Genomic DNA, 19517 nt, shown 5'->3' with positions numbered 1-19517 from the left:
ACTGGCAACCTGCCAGATGCGGCATGAGCGCCTTATCTGGCCTGTAAATGCCCGGTTGTTACTCTTGCGGCCATAACCACGCGGCGCCGCGTACGCCACTGGAATCACCATGCTTCGCCTTACGCACTGGCGTTTCACATTCGCCACCGAAGACAAACCGTTTAATCAGCGGCGGAACGGTTTGATATAAACGCTCGACATTGCTCATCCCGCCGCCCAGGACAATCACGTCCGGGTCGAGAATATTCACCACATGTGCCAGTGACTTCGCCAGGCGCCGCTCATAACGGTCCAATGCCAGCTCCGCTACCGGATCGTTTTCTTCGACGAGACGAATGATTTCACTGCCTTTCAGCACGTGTCCGCTCAGCCGATGATAATCTGTAGCGAATCCGGTTCCCGAAATAAAGGTTTCAATACAACCTTGTTTACCGCAATAACAAGGGACTTCCTCGCGATAACGCAGTTCGTCTGTGTCCATCCACGGTAGTGGATTGTGTCCCCACTCGCCTGCCGTGCCGTTGCCACCGATGTGCGCCCGCCCATTGAACGCCACACCTGCGCCACATCCCGTGCCGATAATCACGGCAAATACCGTCTTCGCCCCTGCTGCCGCGCCATCTACCGCTTCTGAAACAGCCAGACAATTGGCGTCATTTGCCAGCCGGACCTCCCGCTGCAATCGTGCGCTTAAATCTTTATCGAATGGCTGTCCGTTTAACCAGGTGGAATTGGCATTTTTTACCACGCCAGTATATGGCGAGATAGAGCCGGGTATGCCGATACCTACCGTTCCACATTGCCCCGTTGTCTGTTCCGCCATATCGACCAGTGTGGCAATCGTTTCAATAGTTTGTCGGTAATCATCACGCGGTGTGGGAAGACGATGGCGATACAACTGCTCCCCTGCATCGCCCAGGGCAATAACTTCAGTTTTGGTGCCGCCTAAATCGATACCTATACGCACGGTACTCTCCTTATCTTTTTCAATATCAATAGCGTAGAGACAGGCAATGGGATTGGCAATGCAAGGCCGCCGACAATTCGTTATCATGCCCGCTAAATTTAACGACAAGGCCGTGGAAATTATCATGCTGTGGTTCAAAAATTTAATGGTTTACCGTCTTAGCCGCGACATTTCACTGCGTGCAGAAGAGATGGAAAAACAGCTAGCCTCGATGGCATTTACCCCGTGCGGCAGCCAGGATATGGCGAAAATGGGCTGGGTTCCTCCGATGGGACCGCACAGCGATGCATTAACGCACGTTGCCAATGGTCAAATTATTATCTGCGCACGCAAAGAAGAAAAAATTCTCCCGTCGCCGGTCATTAAACAGGCACTGGAAGCGAAAATCGCCAAACTGGAAGCGGAACAGGCGCGTAAGCTGAAGAAAACCGAAAAAGATTCACTGAAAGATGAAGTGCTGCACTCTCTGCTGCCACGCGCTTTCAGCCGCTTTAGCCAGACAATGATGTGGATCGACACGGTTAACGGTTTGATTATGGCGGACTGCGCCAGTGCCAAAAAAGCAGAAGATACGCTGGCACTGCTGCGTAAAAGCCTCGGTTCGCTACCAGTTGTGCCATTGAGCATGGAAAACCCGATTGAACTCACGCTAACCGAATGGGTGCATTCCGGTGGCGCGGCGCAGGGCTTCCAGTTACTCGATGAAGCTGAACTGAAATCGCTGTTGGAAGATGGCGGCGTGATCCGCGCGAAAAAACAGGACCTGACCAGCGAAGAGATCACCAATCACATTGAAGCCGGAAAAGTCGTCACCAAACTGGCGCTCGACTGGCAACAACGCATTCAGTTTGTAATGTGCGACGATGGCTCGCTGAAACGTCTGAAATTCTGCGACGAACTACGCGATCAAAACGAAGACATTGATCGTGAGGATTTCGCCCAGCGGTTTGATGCCGATTTCATCCTGATGACTGGTGAACTGGCGGCATTGATTCAAAACCTGATCGAAGGATTAGGTGGTGAAGCCCAGCGTTAATCACTAATTTGCCTTCAACGCCGGATGTGATGCCTGGCGCGTCTTATCCGGCCTACGAAACCATGACTAGCCGGATAAAGTGCATATACCATATCCGGCATTGGGTAATCATTCGGTACGTCGGGCAATGATTTTTAACGCGGCAATATTATGCGTTTTACGTCGTAACTGATCTAACCGCCTCATTCCTATTCGCCTGTCGGCGGCACGCAGAATATTCACTAATCCCCATTTATCGTTAGTAAACTGCTTCGTTAACACATCTTCTTTCGGTGTATCAATATATTCACGCAGTAAATTAGATATCGCAGAAATATCCGTCAGGTAAGGGTACCAACAGGTTTCACCGTGACAATTCTGAACTCCGCAATTACCCACCACAAAGTCTTTGGGATAATCCCAGATAATGTCTTTATCCAGAGAAATCCAGTAACGCGGCAAATCGGTGCTTCCCCCATTTTGACTACTCATCGGGTAGCATGTGCAGTGAATTTGCAGATTAATCGTCGGAGTCAGTAAATCATAAATCTCCCGCTGTAACTTGCTCCAGGGGCGTTGTTTCATTATCTTTCCTCCAACTTATTACGCGCTTCACTACGAGTTTACCGCGTCACTCCAGTTTTGACTAAATTACGTAACGGCTGTAGTTCTGGAAGACAGAAAATAATATTAACGACGACATCTCTTTTAGTCTCGTCGCCTTGCATTGGCATATTATTGAGGGGTGTTAATTACCTATTCATAATATTTATACCCATCTTGACAGATTATAAATATGCCTAAAAAAAACAGCAAAAAAAAATATTATTAATTAAATAGAAACATTTCAGAAACACGCCCTCCCGTTCAACCGGGAAGGCGCGATATTACAGATAGCGGCACAAATAAGAGGTCGGTTCAGCAACTTGCAGATGGAACTCGCTGTGACCGGGAACATTAAACACTTCACCAGCTTCATACACTCGCCAGTCAGTCACGTCAGGCAGCAACACATTCAGCGCGCCACTAATTACTGTCATCTCTTCAGGTTCGGCAGTGCTGAAGGTATATTCGCCTTCCACCATCACGCCGACGCTGGCGCGGCCAGTGCTGCTACTGGTAAAGCCGATCGATTTCACTTTGCCGGAAAAGTACTCATTACTTTGAAGCATAAACTGGCCTTGTCTGGTAGTTAAACGTCTATGTCACTATAGGGGCCAGAGACGCTGGCTGTCACGCAAAATTACATCAGTAATTCCGCTGCCAACCTTGCAATCAATACGTTAGAGAGCAAAACAGGAACATCGAGCTGTTTTTGCAGTAAATCGCGATGACGTTGGTTAAATCCAAGACAATCCAGCATGATAACATCCGCGCCATTTGCCAATAATTCTTTCCCTGCCTCGATGATTTTCTGTTCCGAATCATGAACAGGATCCCCCAGAGAGAACAACGGCGGTTTTTGTAAGATTTGCCATTTTTGTGCCTGCGCTTCCAACAGCTCTTCAACCGGTACGATCACGCCGACTTGATGGCCCTCAACAATAGAGGAAACCAGCGGCGGCAAAATACGCAACGGTTCCAGGAAGATCGTATTTCGGACGGTCATACCGCGAATGGCAGCCGTGCTCATCAACAAAATAACGTCGTAGCCCTGGTTATCGAGCACTTCAACCACACTTTGCAGATCACGTTCTATTTTTCGACGCGAAACCTGGGCCAACTGATTATCATTGAGTAATGTGAGAATAGTTTCTTCGCCCGCTTGCGGCGCATACTCCGCCATCACTCTCTCGCGGCTTAGATTTCCCAACAGGCTATGATGAGAAATATTCTTTTCGTCAATGTACTCGGTCAGGAGCGGCAAAACTTCCTGCAGAGGTACAATGCCGATGGTCAGGATTGCCAACGACGCACACATTGTTCTTCCACCTTACTTTTACTTCGTCGTTAATTACCGGCTAAATGCCAGGCACCACTGCTGACAGTCACCTGTGCAGCAAATGACAAAAAGCCTGGCAGCAAACGCGCACGGCATAATGTAAAGATTCCAAATGATTCCAGTAATGGGTTGTTATTGTTTAATATTCTAATTATTTGAAAAACATGAATTGTGAAAAGTGTGACGCAGGTCCGTTATAGTGGCACTCAGAATCCCTTCCGAGCCGTTTTATACTGTCACTCTTTCTCCGTTTTTTTAGCATCCAGAGATGTCGAATGTTCGCAGATAAAAGAGTCAGGGTTAGGATGCGCTGCACGGAGCTGGTGCTCTGTTAGCGTCTGTGTCAATGCACAGCGAATTTCAGAGACCACCTGATCCGGTTCGTTTGTGGCGTCAATGATAATGTGCGCAACTTCGCGATACAGCGCATCGCGTTCTTCCAGCACTTCCTCGACCTCTTCACTTAACGGTTTCCCTGTCAGAGTCGGTCGTAAGTCCTCTTCAGGCGCAGCTTGCAGGCGATTAACCAACACCGATACCGGCGCGCAAAGGTAAACCACAATTCCGTTATTGCGCATGTAATGACGATTAAATTCCGTCAGAATAATGCCGCCCCCCGTTGCGATAACACTGGAAGGCGCAGTCACTGCTTCCAGCGCCGCGGTCTCTCTGGCGCGAAATCCAGCCCACTCTTCCTTTTCGACGATCTCCGCGACCGTCATATTGAGTTGTGATTGCAGCCATTGGTCGGTATCGACAAACCGACAATTGAGCGAATCGGCAAGGGCCATTCCAACCGTTGTTTTACCACAGCCCCGAGGCCCGATCAGAAAAAGAGGTTGTGTCATCGTGGGTTTTCCCCAAAAGGTCGCAGTGCGGCGAAAGCCGGTTTCGTGAGAATAGCGATCATACCATCAAGCTAGTACAATTTCGATTGTAAAGAAATAGTTCCACTCAGGACGCAAATTTCAATACATTCCTTACTATAACAAGAAATATATGAGAAAGGAGTGTAAATAATAAATTACATTTATGCGCGACTACGTTGTACTTCCAGCCACCACTTTTCCAGCTCAGCGGCAAATAACTGGCGGTCACGTTGCGAAAGACTATCTGGTCCTCCGGTCTGAATACCGCTGGCACGTAAAGTATCCATAAAATCGCGCATTGTCAGACGTTCGCGAATAGTTGCTGGCGTGTAACGCTCACCGCGTGGATTAAGCGCCGCCGCACCTTTCCCGATGACCTCTGAAGCAAGAGGGATATCCGCGGTTACCACTAAATCCCCCGCCGCACACTGGCGTACGATTTCGTTATCGGCAACATCGAAACCAGCCGCAACGCGCAGTGTACGAATGAACCGCGAGGGCGGCACGCGTAAACTCTGGTTCGCCACCAGCACCACGGGCATTTGCATACGTTCCGCCGCGCGGTACAAAATATCTTTAATTACATTGGGACACGCATCGGCGTCCACCCATATTGTCATAAAGTCATCCTTTGTTAAGTCATCCTCTATTGTGTCGCGCTTTTGCCTTCCGGCATAGTTCTGTTTATGCTTCTGCCAGCGATTATCAAAACAATGAATTTCACGGCAGGAGTGAGGCAATGGAAAAGAAAATCGGTTTTATTGGCTGCGGCAATATGGGAAAAGCCATTCTCGGCGGTCTGATTGCCAGCGGCCAGGTCCTTCCAGGGCAAATCTGGGTTTATACCCCCTCCCCGGATAAAGTCGCTGCCTTACATGACCAGTTCGGCATCAACGCCGCAGAATCGGCACAAGAAGTAGCGCAAATCGCCGACATCGTTTTTGCCGCCGTTAAGCCGGGCATTATGATTAAAGTGCTTAGCGAAATCACCTCCAGCCTGAATAAAGACTCGCTGGTGGTCTCTATCGCCGCAGGCGTCACCCTCGACCAGCTTGCCCGGGCGCTGGGCCATGACCGGAAAATTATCCGCGCGATGCCAAATACCCCCGCACTGGTTAACGCCGGGATGACTTCCGTGACGCCAAATGCGCTGGTCACACCAGAAGATACCGCTGATGTTCTGAATATTTTCCGCTGCTTCGGTGAGGCGGAAGTGATTGCCGAGCCGATGATCCATCCGGTGGTCGGAGTGAGCGGTTCTTCACCAGCCTATGTTTTTATGTTTATCGAAGCGATGGCCGACGCCGCGGTGCTGGGTGGAATGCCACGCGCACAGGCCTACAAATTTGCAGCTCAGGCCGTAATGGGGTCCGCGAAAATGGTACTGGAAACCGGAGAACATCCCGGCGCATTGAAAGATATGGTCTGCTCACCGGGAGGCACCACCATTGAAGCAGTGCTCGTACTGGAAGAGAAAGGCTTCCGTGCCGCCGTGATCGAAGCGATGACGAAGTGTATGGAAAAATCAGAAAAACTTAGCAAGTCCTGATGCTCATCACCGGACGTCAGGCCGCCACTTCGGTGCGGTTACGTCCGGCTTTCTTTGCTTTATAGAGCGCCATATCTGCCGATTTCAGCCATTCACGATAGTGACTCATTTGTGGATTCAATGGTGCAACACCAACGCTAATCCGTAACACCACCTGCGGCGCATTCGACAAGCGTAAATTATTTAGCCCTTCATGCACACGCAACATAGCGGTAATGGCGTTCTCCGCTGGCGTACCGGACATGATCACCGCAAACTCATCGCCGCCAAATCGACCAATCACATCACTGCCGCGCAGGGTAATTTGTAACTGGCGGGTGAGAGCAACAATCGCTTCATCACCGACATCATGGCCCCAGGTATCGTTAATGCTCTTAAAATGGTCGATATCAATAATCAATAACGTCGCATCACGGTTATGCCGCCGACAATTATCAAATTCGTTGCGTAGCATCGTTTCCCAATGACGCCGGTTATACACCCCCGTCATACCGTCGCGAGTACTCATAACCTGCAATCTGCGTTTATGTTCAGCCAGTTTAATCGCCGTCTGGTAGCTGACCCAACCAAACAGCAAAGGATAAATAATGATAATGGGAAGGGAGAGCCACCATTCCAGCGGCGCACTATTTAGCGACACCGTAATACCGGTCAGTTCCAGGGTGACAAGGCAGGAAACCACCATCAGCACCAGACCTGCAACAAACAGACGGGGGCCGCCTGCCCCCATCAAATTCAGACACATAATCATCAACATTGCGATTGAAGGCAGCACGTTTACGCCCATTACGCCTACCCACATTCCCGCTAACACTGCATCGGTTTTTAAGTTGTAAATTTCCCGGCTTAGCGGATCAACAGCCCTGCTCGCTAACTGCCAGGCCAAATGCGGCCAGACAAATGCCCAGCCGACCAACACCAACCACCACCAGCCCGGCGACGGGTGCGAAACCAGCGTTGAAGCAATCGGTAAGAACATACCAGCCAATCCCACCGCACGGGGAAGCCTGACACGACGGGCAAATCGCAACCCGGATCGCTGATGTTCGTTTTGAGGAGTAAAAGGAGGTTCCTCCCCATGCGCCGCCGCTTTTTTGAAAAAGTTTTCATCATTCATTATTTTTGGGAACATTCAGAAACAATTTTCCCAAATTATAGAGACGGGGCTACAGGCGGGAGTATGATATTTCGGGTGAGCCATTTCCTTAGCTCACCCGTTAGCACTAACAGGTATTACGCGGCTTTTTTGAGGCAAGTACTCATAAACTTATTGCGATCATCGCCTTTCAGAGATTGCTGCGTCGCCTGACCATTGCATTCACGCATCTTCTGCTGCTGTGGCGTCAAACTCTTTTCACCAGGCGCAGATTTGCTGTTCTTCAGGCAATCACTCATGTACGTCTTACGGGCATCCCCTTTTAACGCCTGCGCCGTCGCCTGTTGATTACAGGTAGTCATACGCTGTTGTTGTGGGGTTAACGTCTTCTCGGCAGCGCCGACAGTGGTTAAAAAAACCAGACCGAATAGCAGGGTAACCAGTAATGTTATTTTCATAGCACCATCCCTCTTCACATTTTAACCATGAGCGTTTGCGCCCGTGATCTGCCTTTAAGTCTGGTTGCTAACATGAAAAATACCACCCGACAGCGAAAATTCACCGCCGGGCGAGTTTTTATTTCAGCCCCAGCGCAGCTTTCATAGTGTAGAAGAGATCGGTCTGATCGGTCAGGCCAACCACATTCGCGGCATGTGGACCATAAGCGGCAATTCGCAGTTGGCTGCCAGTGTGCTCTTGAGAGTCTTCTTCAGAGTTACCGTAGCTGATCACCATCACTGCGCCATCTTTGGTATTTAATGCCTGAGTCAAGCCCGGAGCTTTAGTATCCGGCGCGACAATCTGACTGGCGTGAGCATGGTCTGCCGTTACCACAACCAGTGTATTGCCATCCTTTTTGGCAAATTCCAGCGCCCGCTGTACAGCTTCATCGAGATCGACCGTTTCACCAATTTGCCCACAAGGATTAGCGGCGTGATCTTGTTTGTCGATCGATGCTCCCTCAACTTGCAGGAAGAAGCCTTTCTCATTTTTACTCAATAATTCAATGGCTTTATCGGTCATCTGCGCCAGCGTCGGCACGCTATCATTACGTTGCGGATTCGGCGTACAGGTTACAGCGGGCTTATCAATATTGCCGTGGTATGTTGCTTTTGGTCCTTCCCAACGCACAGGCATATTGCCATCGGCAAATAATCCCAGTAGCGGTTTTTGCTGATTAGCTTCCATCACCGCATTCAACGATGCTGTATCGCTGACTATCTGATAACCACGCGCCTGCGCCTGTTCACGCAACGTTTTTCCCTGCCATTCGCCAGCGGTTGCAATTTCTGCAAAGGTTTTTGCGCCGCCGCCAAGCGTGACATCAGCACGGGTATTAAGCAGTTGCTCGGTAATAGAACCTTTACCCCCTTTTTCCAGCGCGTTGCCCGGGCATTTCTCGCTGGTAGCGCCTGGACCATAACATTTGCGCGACGTCACATGCGCCACCAGCGCTGCAGGCGTGGCATCCTGCAATTCAGCCGTTGACACGTTACCCGTCGCCAGTCCGGCAGCTTTTGCCATTTCCAGAATGGTGGGGTGATCCTTTTCGTGAATATCAACGCCCAGAGCGCCGTTATAGGTTTTGACGCCGGTTGACCAGGCGGTTGCTGACGCGGCAGAATCGGTCACATAGTCTGGTTTGCCCGTTTTTTTATCCAGCGCATAGTGAGTGTATTGACCAGTCAACGGTAAGGCATCGATCCCTTTGAAAAAACCACCCGCGCCTTCGGCATAATTGCGTGCGGCAGTGATTTCCGAATCGCCCATCCCATCGCCAATTAGTAAAATAATATTTTTTACCGGTTTATCGCTAAGTGAATCACGTAAGGCGACAGTCTGATCACCTGTTAAACGGCGAGCACCGCCAGGCGTAGTAATATCTCCTTGTGCAGCTCGATTTTCCAGAACAGGCATCTCTGGTATCCGGGCTTTTGTCACAGGGGTAAACAGTAACGGTAACAGGGCCAGTGCAATAGTGCTTTGTTTCACTTTATTTTCTCCATGTACAAATACAATAAAAAAATAAAAACAAAGCGACTATAAGTCTCCGGCATGACAGCTTTATGACAGTAAGAAAAGTGACTTAATTTGTTACTGACGAGGATATCTCAACAACTTTTTTACGTAATCGCGCAGCAGCTCCGTATCGCCGTCAGGAATGCTGGCATCGGGCTTTACCGCACACAATGCCCCCTCAACCTGATCAATCAACCGCTGCTGGTCATTTTGTGCCATATTGCGCAGCATTGCGGTAACAATAATCTCCAGTGCCTCCACCTGCGCGCACAGTTCTTTCGACTCTTCTTCTTTTTGAGCGAGTCTAAATAACAACTCAGAAATGAGATTTTTCATATCTGTATTTCCTTATCCAAAGTATGGAGAAGTTAACATTATGCTTCATCACTTCATAGGGCCTGGAAGTCGTATTTTTATGACGAAGGAAATATTTTACACAAATATTTGTCAGCGAAACGTTTCTCTTATTTAAATAGTTGTCTTACAAATAAAGCCGCTATTCAACTATCAACCTTTAGTATAATAAAAAGTTATGAAATATATTTGCTTAGTTAACTTATTATTAAGCTATTCACTGATTAAGCCTCCGTTAATCTCAGGAATAAATTCGTTTCCCGTTCATCATTTTTGTGATCTAACGCACACAATTTAATCAATAATATTTCTTAACCAGCAAGCCGAGTGCTTTGTGGTCAGAAGATCGCAACATTCTGTCAGAAGGCCGCGAATCCCCCGTATTGTCGTGGTAATGTATGTTCTTTATGTTCGACGGGATAGGTTTTCAAGATGGAAAAACTGCGGATAGGTATCGTTTTTGGTGGAAAATCAGCAGAACATGAAGTGTCTTTGCAATCGGCAAAAAATATTGTCGATGCCATTGATAAAAGCCGTTTCGACGTTGTGCTGCTGGGCATTGATAAACAAGGGCAATGGCACGTCAGCGATGCCAACAATTATCTGCTGAATGCAGACGATCCTGCCCATATTGCGCTACGCCCTTCTGCGACCAGCCTCGCACAGGTGCCAGGCAAGCATGAGCATCAGCTTATCGACGCGCAAAACGGCCAGCCGTTGCCAACGGTGGATGTCATTTTCCCGATTGTCCACGGTACGCTGGGTGAAGATGGTTCCTTGCAGGGAATGCTACGGGTCGCCAATTTACCGTTTGTCGGTTCAGATGTTCTGGCTTCTGCCGCTTGCATGGATAAAGACATCACCAAACGTCTACTGCGCGACGCCGGGTTGAACATCGCGCCATTTATTACTCTGACGCGTGCTAATCGCCACAAAATCAGTTTTGCCGAAGTGCAGTCTAAACTGGGTTTACCGCTGTTTGTAAAACCGGCTAACCAGGGTTCCTCGGTTGGCGTCAGCAAAGTAACCAGTGAAGAACAATACGCAATTGCCGTCGATCTGGCATTCGAGTTCGATCATAAAGTGATCGTTGAGCAAGGGATCAAAGGCCGCGAGATCGAATGCGCCGTTCTGGGTAATGACGATCCGCAAGCCAGCACCTGCGGTGAGATCGTGCTGACCAGTGATTTCTACGCCTACGACACCAAGTACATTGATGAAGATGGCGCGAAAGTGGTGGTTCCTGCGAACATTGCACCGGAAATTAACGACAAAATCCGGGCGATCGCAGTGCAGGCTTATCAGACGCTGGGGTGTGCCGGTATGGCACGAGTGGACGTCTTTTTAACCCCGGAAAATGACGTGGTGATCAATGAGATCAACACACTACCTGGATTCACTAACATCAGTATGTATCCGAAACTGTGGCAAGCCAGCGGTCTGAGTTACACCGACCTCATCACGCGTTTGATTGAACTGGCGCTGGAGCGCCACGCTGCGGATAACGCATTGAAAACCACGATGTGATGCGCAGACGTAAGATTGCCTGATGCGCTTCGCTTATCAGGCCTGGCTGATAATTGTAATATCGATTTTGTAGGCAGAATAAGGCATTCACGCCACCTCCGGCATAAACAACGAGCACGTTGTCAGCAACACCAGAACGCCCAATAATTTGTTATTGGGCGTTTTCAGCTTCATCATCGCGACGACGAATAATCATCCCTGCCAGCCAGAAGCCTGTCACCCACGTCACCAGACCGATTGCATAGGTCTGCCAACCTTTTGCCTCGAATCCCAACAATCCCACCACACCATTAAGAATGAAAATGAGACCAATAGCGAACGCGTAGTAATGCCAGTCGCGGCGGATTTTTACAGGCAGGTTCATTGGCTGCTCCTAACGAAAAATAACATCCTCCCATATTCCGCAACATTCGTCTGTGGCATAGACGGCATTTTTAATGCCTGTTGGGGAATTTAACTTAACGTTACCATTTTGTGACACTCGACGAGTATTCACACTTCGGGAATATTCCCAGTCTGAATTTACCATGATTCTGATGTTGACAATCTAAATGACCTGTCAGACTTGCCATCAACCGCTGGTATCACACCAGAAGAGAAGTAAATGACTTCGGGAGGTTTTTATGGCTGATTTCACCTTGTCTAAGTCAATGTTTAGCAAAAAAAATCGTAATACCTCTTCAACGTCCGGCAACGTTGCCTACGCTTTGTTTGTGCTGTTTTGCTTTTGGATTGGAGCGCAATTGTTGAATTTGTTAGTACATGCACCAGGCATTTATGAGCGTTTGATGCAGGTACAGGAGACAGGCCGTCCTCGGGTGGAAATGGGTTTCGGCGTCGGCACTATTTTCGGACTGATACCATTTTTGGTTGGCTGCTTCATTTTTGCAATAGTTGCCGGATGGCTGCACTGGCGACATCGCCGCCAGTAAGATTTGCTTTGCCAGATAAAGCGTAAACGCCTTATCTGGCACACAATTCTCTATTGATCACTGCTTCATACAGCGCGCCCATCGCTCATCAACACGCTTTGCAAACCATGCAGTGGTAAGGTTACGGGTGATTTTTGGGCTTTCCAGCTTAATGCCGGGCAACATTTCACGCGGCAGCGATTTACCCGTTTTCGCTTCTGCGAGCTGATAAACCTTCTTGTACAACGCGGTCTCTTCAAAAGAGAAACTGTCCCCTTTTTCTAGCTGACGACGAATTTCGCTATCGCTCATTCCGAGTTTGCCCGCCAGTTTGCGTGTCGCCAGCTCCGTTTTGCCCGGTTCTTTACTGTCATAACGAATCAAATCACCATCCAGCGCCAGCTTCACACCACTGGCTTTACTAACTGCATTCTGAAATGCGGCGTTACGACTGGCGTACCAGCCTGCATTAAAATCAGCAAAACGGTAAATTGGCGCGCTGTAATTAGCCGGATAATTCAATAAATGATACGTGCCAAACCATAATCCACCGCGACGACTAAAAACTTCCTGACGCACAGTGCCGTCCATTTTCCATGGATAGCCTTTGGTGTGTTGTTCGGCAAAAGCAATACTGACCTGCATCGGCCCGCCAGTGCGAACCGGGTTAAGCGAACCAAACAGCGTCTGCCCCATCGGCACTATGCTTATCAGATCGTCAAAAATCGCACTCAACTGCTTTTCTGTACGCACGGTATCTAATCGTTCGCTGTAACTTTTGCCGTTTGGCGATTTGATTTTCAGCGCGGTATGGACCAGAAAAGCCGGAATGTGCATCCGTTCAGCGCGACGGTCAATCTCTTGCCAGGCGATTTTACTTAGCCCTGGCACCACCGGGTCCGCACGATAGTTGGATTCTTGCTGCGCTACCGCCAGCACCGAGCAAACATTCTCCATCGTCGGCGCCAGTCCCTGGCTCTCAAAAGTGGTCGCAAGATCTTTTGCCCAGGCATCACGGTCTTTCACGCTGGCTGGCAACTTCTGCCGAACCACGCTCGCCACATCTATCGCTTTTTCACCTTTTTTCAACGGTTGCGGCGCCTGGCTACTGCATCCCGCTAAAACAAAAACAGCCAACAATGAAAGCGAAGAAAGACGATTGACCAACGACATTACCTCTCCTTTTAACTCAACGTATGGGTTACTTCCTGAATTTTGTCACCATCCAGCTCATGTTCAAAACTGCGCAGACGTTTATAGATTGACATCAACTCTACCAGTGTGGTCCACGAGTTAATCAAATACTGGAAGGCACCTCGGACCTGACCGAACACATTGGTAATCTGTGTCATCAGACCGAGCGTAATCGTACCGGCAACAATCGACGGAAACAGCAAGAACAAACCGAAAACGTTATCGACCTGCAAATAGAGAATGCGGGCAATGTTGAAATACATATAGTGAAAATAGAGACGGAAATAGTTCTTCCGCACAGCACTGAACAGCTCACACACTGTTGGCGGCGTCGCACGGGTGACATCGTCTTCACCATAGACCAGCTCTTTACGATAAGCCGCTTCTACGCGTTGGTTTTTAAATTCCAGCCCTGGCAATTTTATCCCTACCACCGCCAGCAATCCGGTACCCATCAATGACCAGACAATTGCGGCAACCACCAGACCATAAGGAATATGACCAATAATCGGCAGTTCCGGGACATGTACAGAGAGTGTTACCAGCACGGGTAAAAAAGCAATCAACGTCATGATAGCATTGATAAAACTAACGCCCATATCCTCCAGCGTAGAGGCAAAGCGCATCGTGTCTTCCTGTACGCGTTGAGCGGCCCCTTCGATATGACGCAGTTGTTGCCAGTTCGCCATGTAATATTCGTTCATCGCGGTACGCCAGCGGAATACGTAGTGGCTGACAAAGAAATTGTTCAGCACGCTTATCACCACTGCAATCAGTGCGATCCCCAGAAAGACGCCCACTTCGCGATAAAACTGTTCAATGGTCACTTTATGCGGGGAACTTAGCGCGGTTTGAATTAAATCGTAGAACGGTGCATACCAGGCGTTGACCGCCACTCCGACTTCCACCAGGAACCAGGTCACAAAGATAATCAGCGCAGTGCCGAGTATTGACCAGTATTGCCAACGATGCGGACTGTAGATAAACCAGAACAGCGCAAAAATCCCCACGCAAACAATGTAATAGGCGTAGAAAATCAGAAAGTTTGACGACCAGAAGCGCGCAGCGCTAATAGGAATATCGTTTGAAGCACCGGTGATATGTGCCACCCAATCACCGCCTCCGGCTTGCCAGAAAATCACGGCAATTAACGCCCAAACAAAGGCCGAGAGAAAAAAGGCTCCCGGTTTTGGGAAAAAAGACTTGAACATATGATCTCCTGCTAACTTCTTGTCGTTTTAACAGATGCTGTGCGTAAACCGTACGACTGCCCCAAAGGGTCAGCCAATTGAAACCGCCCATTGTGACCAAAAGGGTGGCTCTTAGTTCGTCATCCTGACCAGAAGAATTGTTTCGACGGATTTCACAAACAAAGGATTGTTTACAATAGTGGATTAACACGCGCGGGATCACAAATGTCGGTATTGGTGAGCAGGGAAGAGGTTGAGTTTACGCGCCGTTACGCTTTTCGCACTAAAATTGCACTAATTCGCGCTTTGCAATCCATCAATGAGTAGTATAAATACGCTCTATTACCTTCATTCAATTTATGGACACCACCGTTGAAACGTAGTCTGCTTTTTTCTGTCGTGCTGTGCGCGGCGTCATTGACCTCCGTCCAGGCGGCGCAATCGATTACCGAACCGGAGTTCGCCTCTGACATTGTCGAGCGTTATGCCGATCATATTTTTTACGGCAGCGGCGCCACGGGGATGGCGTTAGTGGTTATCGATGGCAATCAGCGTGTTTTTCGCAGTTATGGGGAAACACGCCCCGGAAATAACGTTCGCCCGCAGCTGGATTCCGTAATTCGTATTGCTTCATTAACCAAACTGATGACCAGCGAAATGCTGGTGAAATTGCTGGATCAAGGGACGGTGAAGTTAAACGATCCGCTAAGTAAATATGCTCCGCCAGGCGCACGCGTACCGACCTACAATGGAACGCCCATCACGTTGGTGAATCTGGCAACGCATACCAGCGCCCTGCCTCGTGAACAACCGGGCGGGGCTGCAAATCGTCCGGTTTTTGTCTGGCCGACTCGCGAGCAGCGCTGGAAATACCTTTCAACTGCAAAACTGAAAGCCGCTCCGGGTAGTCAGGCCGCGTACTCCAATCTCGCATTCGACCTGTTGGCAGATGCGCTGGCAAATGCTTCTGGCAAGCCCTATACACAATTGTTTGAAGAGCAAATTACCCGTCCGCTGGGAATGAAGGACACCACCTACACGCCATCTCCTGACCAGTGCCGTCGTTTAATGGTAGCCGAACGAGGAGCCAGTCCATGTAATAACACCCTGGCGGCAATTGGCAGCGGCGGTGTCTATTCCACGCCTGGCGATATGATGCGCTGGATGCAGCAGTATTTATCGTCTGATTTTTATCAACGCAGCAATCAGGCAGATCGTATGCAGACGTTGATTTATCAGCGTGCACAGTTTACGAAAGTGATCGGGATGGATGTGCCAGGCAAAGCAGATGCGCTCGGTTTAGGCTGGGTGTATATGGCGCCGAAGGATGGACGTCCGGGAATTATTCAAAAGACCGGTGGCGGCGGCGGTTTCATTACTTACATGGCGATGATCCCGCAAAAAAATATTGGCGCGTTTGTCGTTGTCACCCGCTCGCCGTTGACCCGTTTTAAAAATATGAGTGACGGAATTAATGATTTAATAACCGAACTGAGCGGGAATAAACCGCTGGTCATCCCCGCGTCCTGATTAATACTCTGAAGGCAAACGGTTGATAGCAATCAGTTTGCCTTTATTCATTTCAATGTAACCACCCTTGCGTAAGGCAGCGAGAACTTCAGCGACGACAGAACGTGATATCCGTGTACGTTGATGAATATAATTCATTACACCAATACGTGAGCGCAACTCGTCATTCCAGTCAATCATTGATAATAAAGTGGCACGAATTTGTTCGTAGGAATTATGACCAATGAGCTGAACATCGCGTAATTCCAGAATTCGATTTTGCCAGGCTAACCAGTAAAAAGCGTCACGCCAGAGTTGATGTTGCTCAATAAGAGCAATAGTTTGTTTGGCTGGCAGATGATATCCCATACAGTTTCCTTCTGATATTAATTTGTACGGTATATCATTTTTCATTAAACCATCAGCCAGGCCCATAATAAAAGGAGCCTGTGTAATACCGACAAGCACATTTTCTTCTCTACGCAGAGAGATAATTCCTTCTAAAATAACGAATGTGTCTTCGTTGTCGACATCACTGGAAAAAATAATTTGTTTTTCATTATTAAACTCGAAGCGCGTGCCGTATCTGGACAAACATTTATCGAGCTTACTAAATTCCTGAAGAGGTTTACCTACAGATAACATTTGCGCGTCCTATGCAGTAATGCCCGTCAAATCCTTGACGGGCATTATTTAGATTAAATTACCAGTATTTCTTCAGAGTGAAGAATATTACCAGGTATATTTAACACCTACATTCGCAGACCAATCTTGATCTACGTCACCACCACCGAGGTAGTTAGCATCGGTATAGGCGCTGAAGTTTTTGGTGAAGCTGAACTGAGTACCCAGACCAACACGTACCGCAGACCCTTCAGTACCGTTGTCAATGGAATCACCATTTACGTCGGCATCATTATTAGAGTCGTCGTAAACGTAAGCCAGTTTGAAGTACGGAGTCAGAGCCTGGTCTTCGCTGTAAGTGAAGGTATAACCCGCATCTACACCCAGTTCATAACGCATACTGTCGTAAGACTGACCATCAACTTTCATGTCGTTGCTGAGGTTGTAGTCATCACCAGACTGGAACAGACCAGAAATGCTGCCGTAAGGAGTTACATAACCTGCGTCACCCACTTTCCAGTCGTAACCCAGTTTAACACCGAAGCCCCAGGCGTCAGAGTTGGTGCTACCGTCAACATAAGTACCGTCGCTCATGTTAGCGTTCAAATCGTTGTTGAAGTGAGAGTAACTTAAGTTACCGTCAACAAAGATGTTGTTCGCGAAGTGAGCAGAAGAGTAGATGTAGGCAGACTGGCTGTCTTGATCCACCTGACCAGTACGGTCATTCATGTCACCTTTAGCAAAGCCTGCAGCCGCACCGATGATCCACTTAGCGTTATTACCGTCAACTTTGGTATCAACACCGACCATGATGCCGTTAACATCTTGATCATAGTTGATGGTGCCGTTGTCGCCGTTGAAGTTGCCACCGAAGTAGCTTACCCATGCGCCGCCGTTATCAGCCAGGCCATGACGAGAGTTGGTCAAACGAGTACCAACGGTGTCTTGTTCCAGGTTCCAGATATTGGTGTTCGCGGACGGGATGCTCAGCGCCATATTAGCGTAGTCGGTCAGATCCATCTGTTGCAGAACAACGGTGTTACCTTTCTGTTCTGCCTGATAGGTGTAAGCACCCAAGTCAGCTTTGTTAGCTGCAGAGAAGGTCGCGTTGGTATTGGCGTCGTTTACGTAGATAATTTCTTTATCTTTGTAATCAGCGATTGCACCAGTGCCCGTTGCATTGTCGATACGAACTTTGTAGTTACCGGTTGCGGCGACTACGTTGTCGTTCACGCTGCTGGCATCTGCTTCGTCACCGGAGTTCAGATCGCTATTGCCGTTTACGGTCAGGTGACCGTCGGAGTTCATCGCAATAACACAGTAGCCGTAGTTAGACTTGGAAGTGTCATTGGTATGACCGTTAACCAGATCGGCATTCAGGATGTAATCGCTACTATGGATATCGAATACACCACCGTTAGTCAGCTCTAATTTCTCAGTCTGGAACGGATTAGCGTCATACTGATCAACGTTTACGTCCAGCACACCGCCATTGTTAACGGTGATAGTGTTAGCATACAGCGCAGTATCACCATAGTTAACGGCGGTAGTATCCAGATTAACCGTACTATAGCTGTCGATAGTCAGATGATCGGTATCAACACTCCCTTGCTTGCCAATGTTCATAGAAGAACCGTTGGTCAGAACGATGGAGTCTGAAGTCAGACTGGAGTCAGCAACGTTAACCTGAGAAGCGCCATCCACAGTCAGCGTATCAATCAGAGAAGATTTAGTAGTATCCCATTCGGAACCGTTAACCAGTTTGACGTCAAAGATACTGCTCTGGAAACTATCAGCGGAATTAACGCGGCCCCATGCATCAGTATTCGTTGTTTCTGGATCCAGACTGTTTGCCGCAACATCGTACATGTTTACAGGATCAATACTTTCAACGTTGGACCACGCAGCCCCTACCCACTTGCTGTTGTTCAGCGTCAGGTTCAAATGGTCAACGTTCTGATCATCAGCTACCCAGCCGGCATTGCTGTCGTATACACCATCTTTGTTAACGTCGGTGAAACCGAAATTGGCATTAAACGTACTGGTGAAAACCACATCGCCCTGCAGAGTTGAATGGTCGAACTCTACGTTGTTCACCATGCGGTAGTCAGAAGCAGCGTTATCAGTAAAAGCTAATGCAACATCGTCTGCAGTATAGGATCCATCATAATCACTCGGCTCTGCAGAGTGACCGAAATGACCCGTACTTGTTTCCAGTTGCTCAGTTGCACCAGACGTTACGGTAGAATCAACAACTTTAATGCTGTTATCCCACTGATGATCACCGGTAGTATACTTAGCATTCGTCGTATCGCCCTGGGTCAGAGCAATACCGGCGACATGAGAGTTGTTGGTAATGTTGATGGCGCTTTCTACATCCAGATTAACAGCGACGCCCAGAGCAGTTACAAACTGATCGGCATTGCTCTTAACGGTTTTACCGTCGGCATCCAGATAAGTATCGGTGAAATAGAGCGCTTCGTAATCATCATCAATAGTGGAATTGGAGATGTTCAGCGTGAAGGTATCATTATCAACCCAGTCATGCGCCGCAACAGTCGTGCCATTATTGAACTCATAACCACTGTAAGTATCAGTTGATGAATCATAGCTGTACCAGCCAAAAGGCAAGTCAGAAGTGATATCGCCGTGAATGGTTGAGTTGGTGATATTCAACGTATTCGCAGAATTATCAGCATAATCATGATTCAGGTAGTAGGTGGAAATGATACCGTTTACCGTGTCGCCGCT

Annotated in this window: 20 protein-coding genes; 5 read left to right on the top strand and 15 right to left on the bottom strand. The window is 48.5% G+C overall.

The features are described from left to right. Positions 1-58: 58 nt before the first annotated feature. Positions 59-967 carry a fructokinase gene (gene mak, locus EA14781_RS11665; protein ID WP_001219340.1) on the bottom strand — a complete coding sequence of 303 codons (909 nt, stop codon included), beginning with the start codon at positions 965-967 and terminating at the stop codon, positions 59-61. A 124-nt stretch (positions 968-1091) separates the two neighbouring features. Between mak and rdgC the strand changes: the two genes are divergently transcribed. Then, entirely contained in the window at positions 1092-2003 is a 912-nt protein-coding gene (rdgC, locus tag EA14781_RS11660) for a recombination-associated protein RdgC (RefSeq protein ID WP_002430261.1), read from the top strand. A 108-nt stretch (positions 2004-2111) separates the two neighbouring features. Here rdgC and EA14781_RS11655 read toward each other — a convergent pair whose 3' ends face one another. The 5 genes from EA14781_RS11655 to EA14781_RS11630 all read right to left on the bottom strand — a co-directional run bounded on the left by EA14781_RS11655 (position 2112) and on the right by EA14781_RS11630 (position 5413). Further along, complete coding sequence (locus tag EA14781_RS11655) at positions 2112-2567, bottom strand: SF0329 family protein (protein ID WP_000813701.1); 456 nt, start codon at positions 2565-2567, stop codon at positions 2112-2114. Positions 2568-2869: 302 nt separating this feature from the next. Then, on the bottom strand, positions 2870-3154 hold the full coding sequence (ppnP, locus tag EA14781_RS11650) for a pyrimidine/purine nucleoside phosphorylase (protein WP_000941957.1): 285 nt from the start codon (positions 3152-3154) through the stop codon (positions 2870-2872). Between the two features lie 71 nt (positions 3155-3225). Next, positions 3226-3903, bottom strand: a complete 678-nt coding sequence (locus tag EA14781_RS11645; RefSeq protein ID WP_000332670.1) for an AroM family protein — start codon at positions 3901-3903, stop codon at positions 3226-3228. A 257-nt stretch (positions 3904-4160) separates the two neighbouring features. Then, a complete protein-coding gene (gene aroL, locus EA14781_RS11635) occupies positions 4161-4772 on the bottom strand; it encodes a shikimate kinase AroL (protein ID WP_000193381.1) in 612 nt (203 codons plus the stop codon). Between the two features lie 182 nt (positions 4773-4954). Then, entirely contained in the window at positions 4955-5413 is a 459-nt protein-coding gene (locus EA14781_RS11630; RefSeq protein WP_000158129.1) for a YaiI/YqxD family protein, read from the bottom strand. Positions 5414-5532: 119 nt separating this feature from the next. On the opposite strand from EA14781_RS11630, the gene proC reads away from it, so the two are divergent. Continuing rightward, on the top strand, positions 5533-6342 hold the full coding sequence (gene proC / locus EA14781_RS11625; RefSeq protein ID WP_002430262.1) for a pyrroline-5-carboxylate reductase: 810 nt from the start codon (positions 5533-5535) through the stop codon (positions 6340-6342). Positions 6343-6358: 16 nt separating this feature from the next. Here proC and adrA read toward each other — a convergent pair whose 3' ends face one another. From adrA to iraP, 4 genes are all read right to left on the bottom strand, one after another. After that, positions 6359-7474 (bottom strand): diguanylate cyclase AdrA, encoded by a 1116-nt coding sequence (gene adrA / locus EA14781_RS11620; RefSeq protein ID WP_000484028.1) that lies wholly within the window; start codon positions 7472-7474, stop codon positions 6359-6361. A 101-nt stretch (positions 7475-7575) separates the two neighbouring features. Beyond that, complete coding sequence (gene psiF / locus EA14781_RS11615; protein ID WP_002430264.1) at positions 7576-7896, bottom strand: phosphate starvation-inducible protein PsiF; 321 nt, start codon at positions 7894-7896, stop codon at positions 7576-7578. A 118-nt stretch (positions 7897-8014) separates the two neighbouring features. After that, a complete protein-coding gene (phoA, locus tag EA14781_RS11610) occupies positions 8015-9430 on the bottom strand; it encodes an alkaline phosphatase (protein ID WP_000814393.1) in 1416 nt (471 codons plus the stop codon). Between the two features lie 102 nt (positions 9431-9532). Next, positions 9533-9793, bottom strand: a complete 261-nt coding sequence (iraP, locus tag EA14781_RS11605) for an anti-adapter protein IraP (protein WP_000793041.1) — start codon at positions 9791-9793, stop codon at positions 9533-9535. 450 nt (positions 9794-10243) lie between these two features. Here iraP and ddlA point away from each other — a divergent pair, with 450 nt between their 5' ends. Continuing rightward, positions 10244-11338 (top strand): D-alanine--D-alanine ligase, encoded by a 1095-nt coding sequence (gene ddlA, locus EA14781_RS11600; RefSeq protein ID WP_000413645.1) that lies wholly within the window; start codon positions 10244-10246, stop codon positions 11336-11338. Positions 11339-11489: 151 nt separating this feature from the next. On the opposite strand, the gene EA14781_RS11595 is transcribed toward ddlA, so the two are convergent. Beyond that, positions 11490-11702 (bottom strand): DUF2754 domain-containing protein, encoded by a 213-nt coding sequence (locus EA14781_RS11595; RefSeq protein WP_024164635.1) that lies wholly within the window; start codon positions 11700-11702, stop codon positions 11490-11492. A gap of 259 nt (positions 11703-11961) precedes the next feature. Between EA14781_RS11595 and EA14781_RS11590 the strand changes: the two genes are divergently transcribed. Beyond that, positions 11962-12270 (top strand): DUF2755 family protein, encoded by a 309-nt coding sequence (locus tag EA14781_RS11590; RefSeq protein ID WP_000763155.1) that lies wholly within the window; start codon positions 11962-11964, stop codon positions 12268-12270. A gap of 57 nt (positions 12271-12327) precedes the next feature. On the opposite strand, the gene yaiW is transcribed toward EA14781_RS11590, so the two are convergent. Beyond that, positions 12328-13422, bottom strand: a complete 1095-nt coding sequence (yaiW, locus tag EA14781_RS11585; RefSeq protein WP_000060648.1) for a surface-exposed outer membrane lipoprotein YaiW — start codon at positions 13420-13422, stop codon at positions 12328-12330. 11 nt (positions 13423-13433) lie between these two features. Beyond that, on the bottom strand, positions 13434-14654 hold the full coding sequence (sbmA, locus tag EA14781_RS11580) for a peptide antibiotic transporter SbmA (RefSeq protein WP_000477006.1): 1221 nt from the start codon (positions 14652-14654) through the stop codon (positions 13434-13436). Positions 14655-15005: 351 nt separating this feature from the next. Between sbmA and ampH the strand changes: the two genes are divergently transcribed. After that, positions 15006-16163: a D-alanyl-D-alanine-carboxypeptidase/endopeptidase AmpH gene (gene ampH / locus EA14781_RS11570; protein WP_000830770.1), complete on the top strand. Its 1158-nt coding sequence runs from the start codon at positions 15006-15008 to the stop codon at positions 16161-16163. Here the strand turns inward: ampH and iprA are convergent, their stop codons facing one another. Together iprA and EA14781_RS11560 are read right to left on the bottom strand one after the other, a co-directional pair. Further along, positions 16164-16787, bottom strand: coding sequence for a hydrogen peroxide resistance inhibitor IprA (gene iprA / locus EA14781_RS11565; RefSeq protein WP_000953615.1), 624 nt, complete (start codon positions 16785-16787; stop codon positions 16164-16166). An 87-nt stretch (positions 16788-16874) separates the two neighbouring features. Next, a partial coding sequence (locus EA14781_RS11560) for an autotransporter YaiT-related protein (RefSeq protein WP_042335673.1) occupies positions 16875-19517 on the bottom strand: 2643 nt, incomplete at its 5' end.

Source organism: Escherichia albertii NBRC 107761 = DSM 17582, assembly GCF_000759775.1.
GTDB classification, from domain to species: domain Bacteria; phylum Pseudomonadota; class Gammaproteobacteria; order Enterobacterales; family Enterobacteriaceae; genus Escherichia; species Escherichia albertii.
This window is presented reverse-complemented; position numbering and strand designations above follow the sequence as displayed.

Coding starts and splice junctions, on each gene's coding strand:
- EA14781_RS11645 (WP_000332670.1), bottom strand. CDS start 3,903: ATGTGTGCGTCGTTGGCAATCCTGACCATCGGCATTGTACCTCTGCAG.
- iprA (WP_000953615.1), bottom strand. CDS start 16,787: ATGTTATCTGTAGGTAAACCTCTTCAGGAATTTAGTAAGCTCGATAAA.
- adrA (WP_000484028.1), bottom strand. CDS start 7,474: ATGTTCCCAAAAATAATGAATGATGAAAACTTTTTCAAAAAAGCGGCG.
- sbmA (WP_000477006.1), bottom strand. CDS start 14,654: ATGTTCAAGTCTTTTTTCCCAAAACCGGGAGCCTTTTTTCTCTCGGCC.
- EA14781_RS11590 (WP_000763155.1), top strand. CDS start 11,962: ATGGCTGATTTCACCTTGTCTAAGTCAATGTTTAGCAAAAAAAATCGT.
- psiF (WP_002430264.1), bottom strand. CDS start 7,896: ATGAAAATAACATTACTGGTTACCCTGCTATTCGGTCTGGTTTTTTTA.
- ddlA (WP_000413645.1), top strand. CDS start 10,244: ATGGAAAAACTGCGGATAGGTATCGTTTTTGGTGGAAAATCAGCAGAA.
- ppnP (WP_000941957.1), bottom strand. CDS start 3,154: ATGCTTCAAAGTAATGAGTACTTTTCCGGCAAAGTGAAATCGATCGGC.
- proC (WP_002430262.1), top strand. CDS start 5,533: ATGGAAAAGAAAATCGGTTTTATTGGCTGCGGCAATATGGGAAAAGCC.
- EA14781_RS11655 (WP_000813701.1), bottom strand. CDS start 2,567: ATGAAACAACGCCCCTGGAGCAAGTTACAGCGGGAGATTTATGATTTA.
- EA14781_RS11630 (WP_000158129.1), bottom strand. CDS start 5,413: ATGACAATATGGGTGGACGCCGATGCGTGTCCCAATGTAATTAAAGAT.
- yaiW (WP_000060648.1), bottom strand. CDS start 13,422: ATGTCGTTGGTCAATCGTCTTTCTTCGCTTTCATTGTTGGCTGTTTTT.
- iraP (WP_000793041.1), bottom strand. CDS start 9,793: ATGAAAAATCTCATTTCTGAGTTGTTATTTAGACTCGCTCAAAAAGAA.
- EA14781_RS11595 (WP_024164635.1), bottom strand. CDS start 11,702: ATGAACCTGCCTGTAAAAATCCGCCGCGACTGGCATTACTACGCGTTC.
- aroL (WP_000193381.1), bottom strand. CDS start 4,772: ATGACACAACCTCTTTTTCTGATCGGGCCTCGGGGCTGTGGTAAAACA.
- rdgC (WP_002430261.1), top strand. CDS start 1,092: ATGCTGTGGTTCAAAAATTTAATGGTTTACCGTCTTAGCCGCGACATT.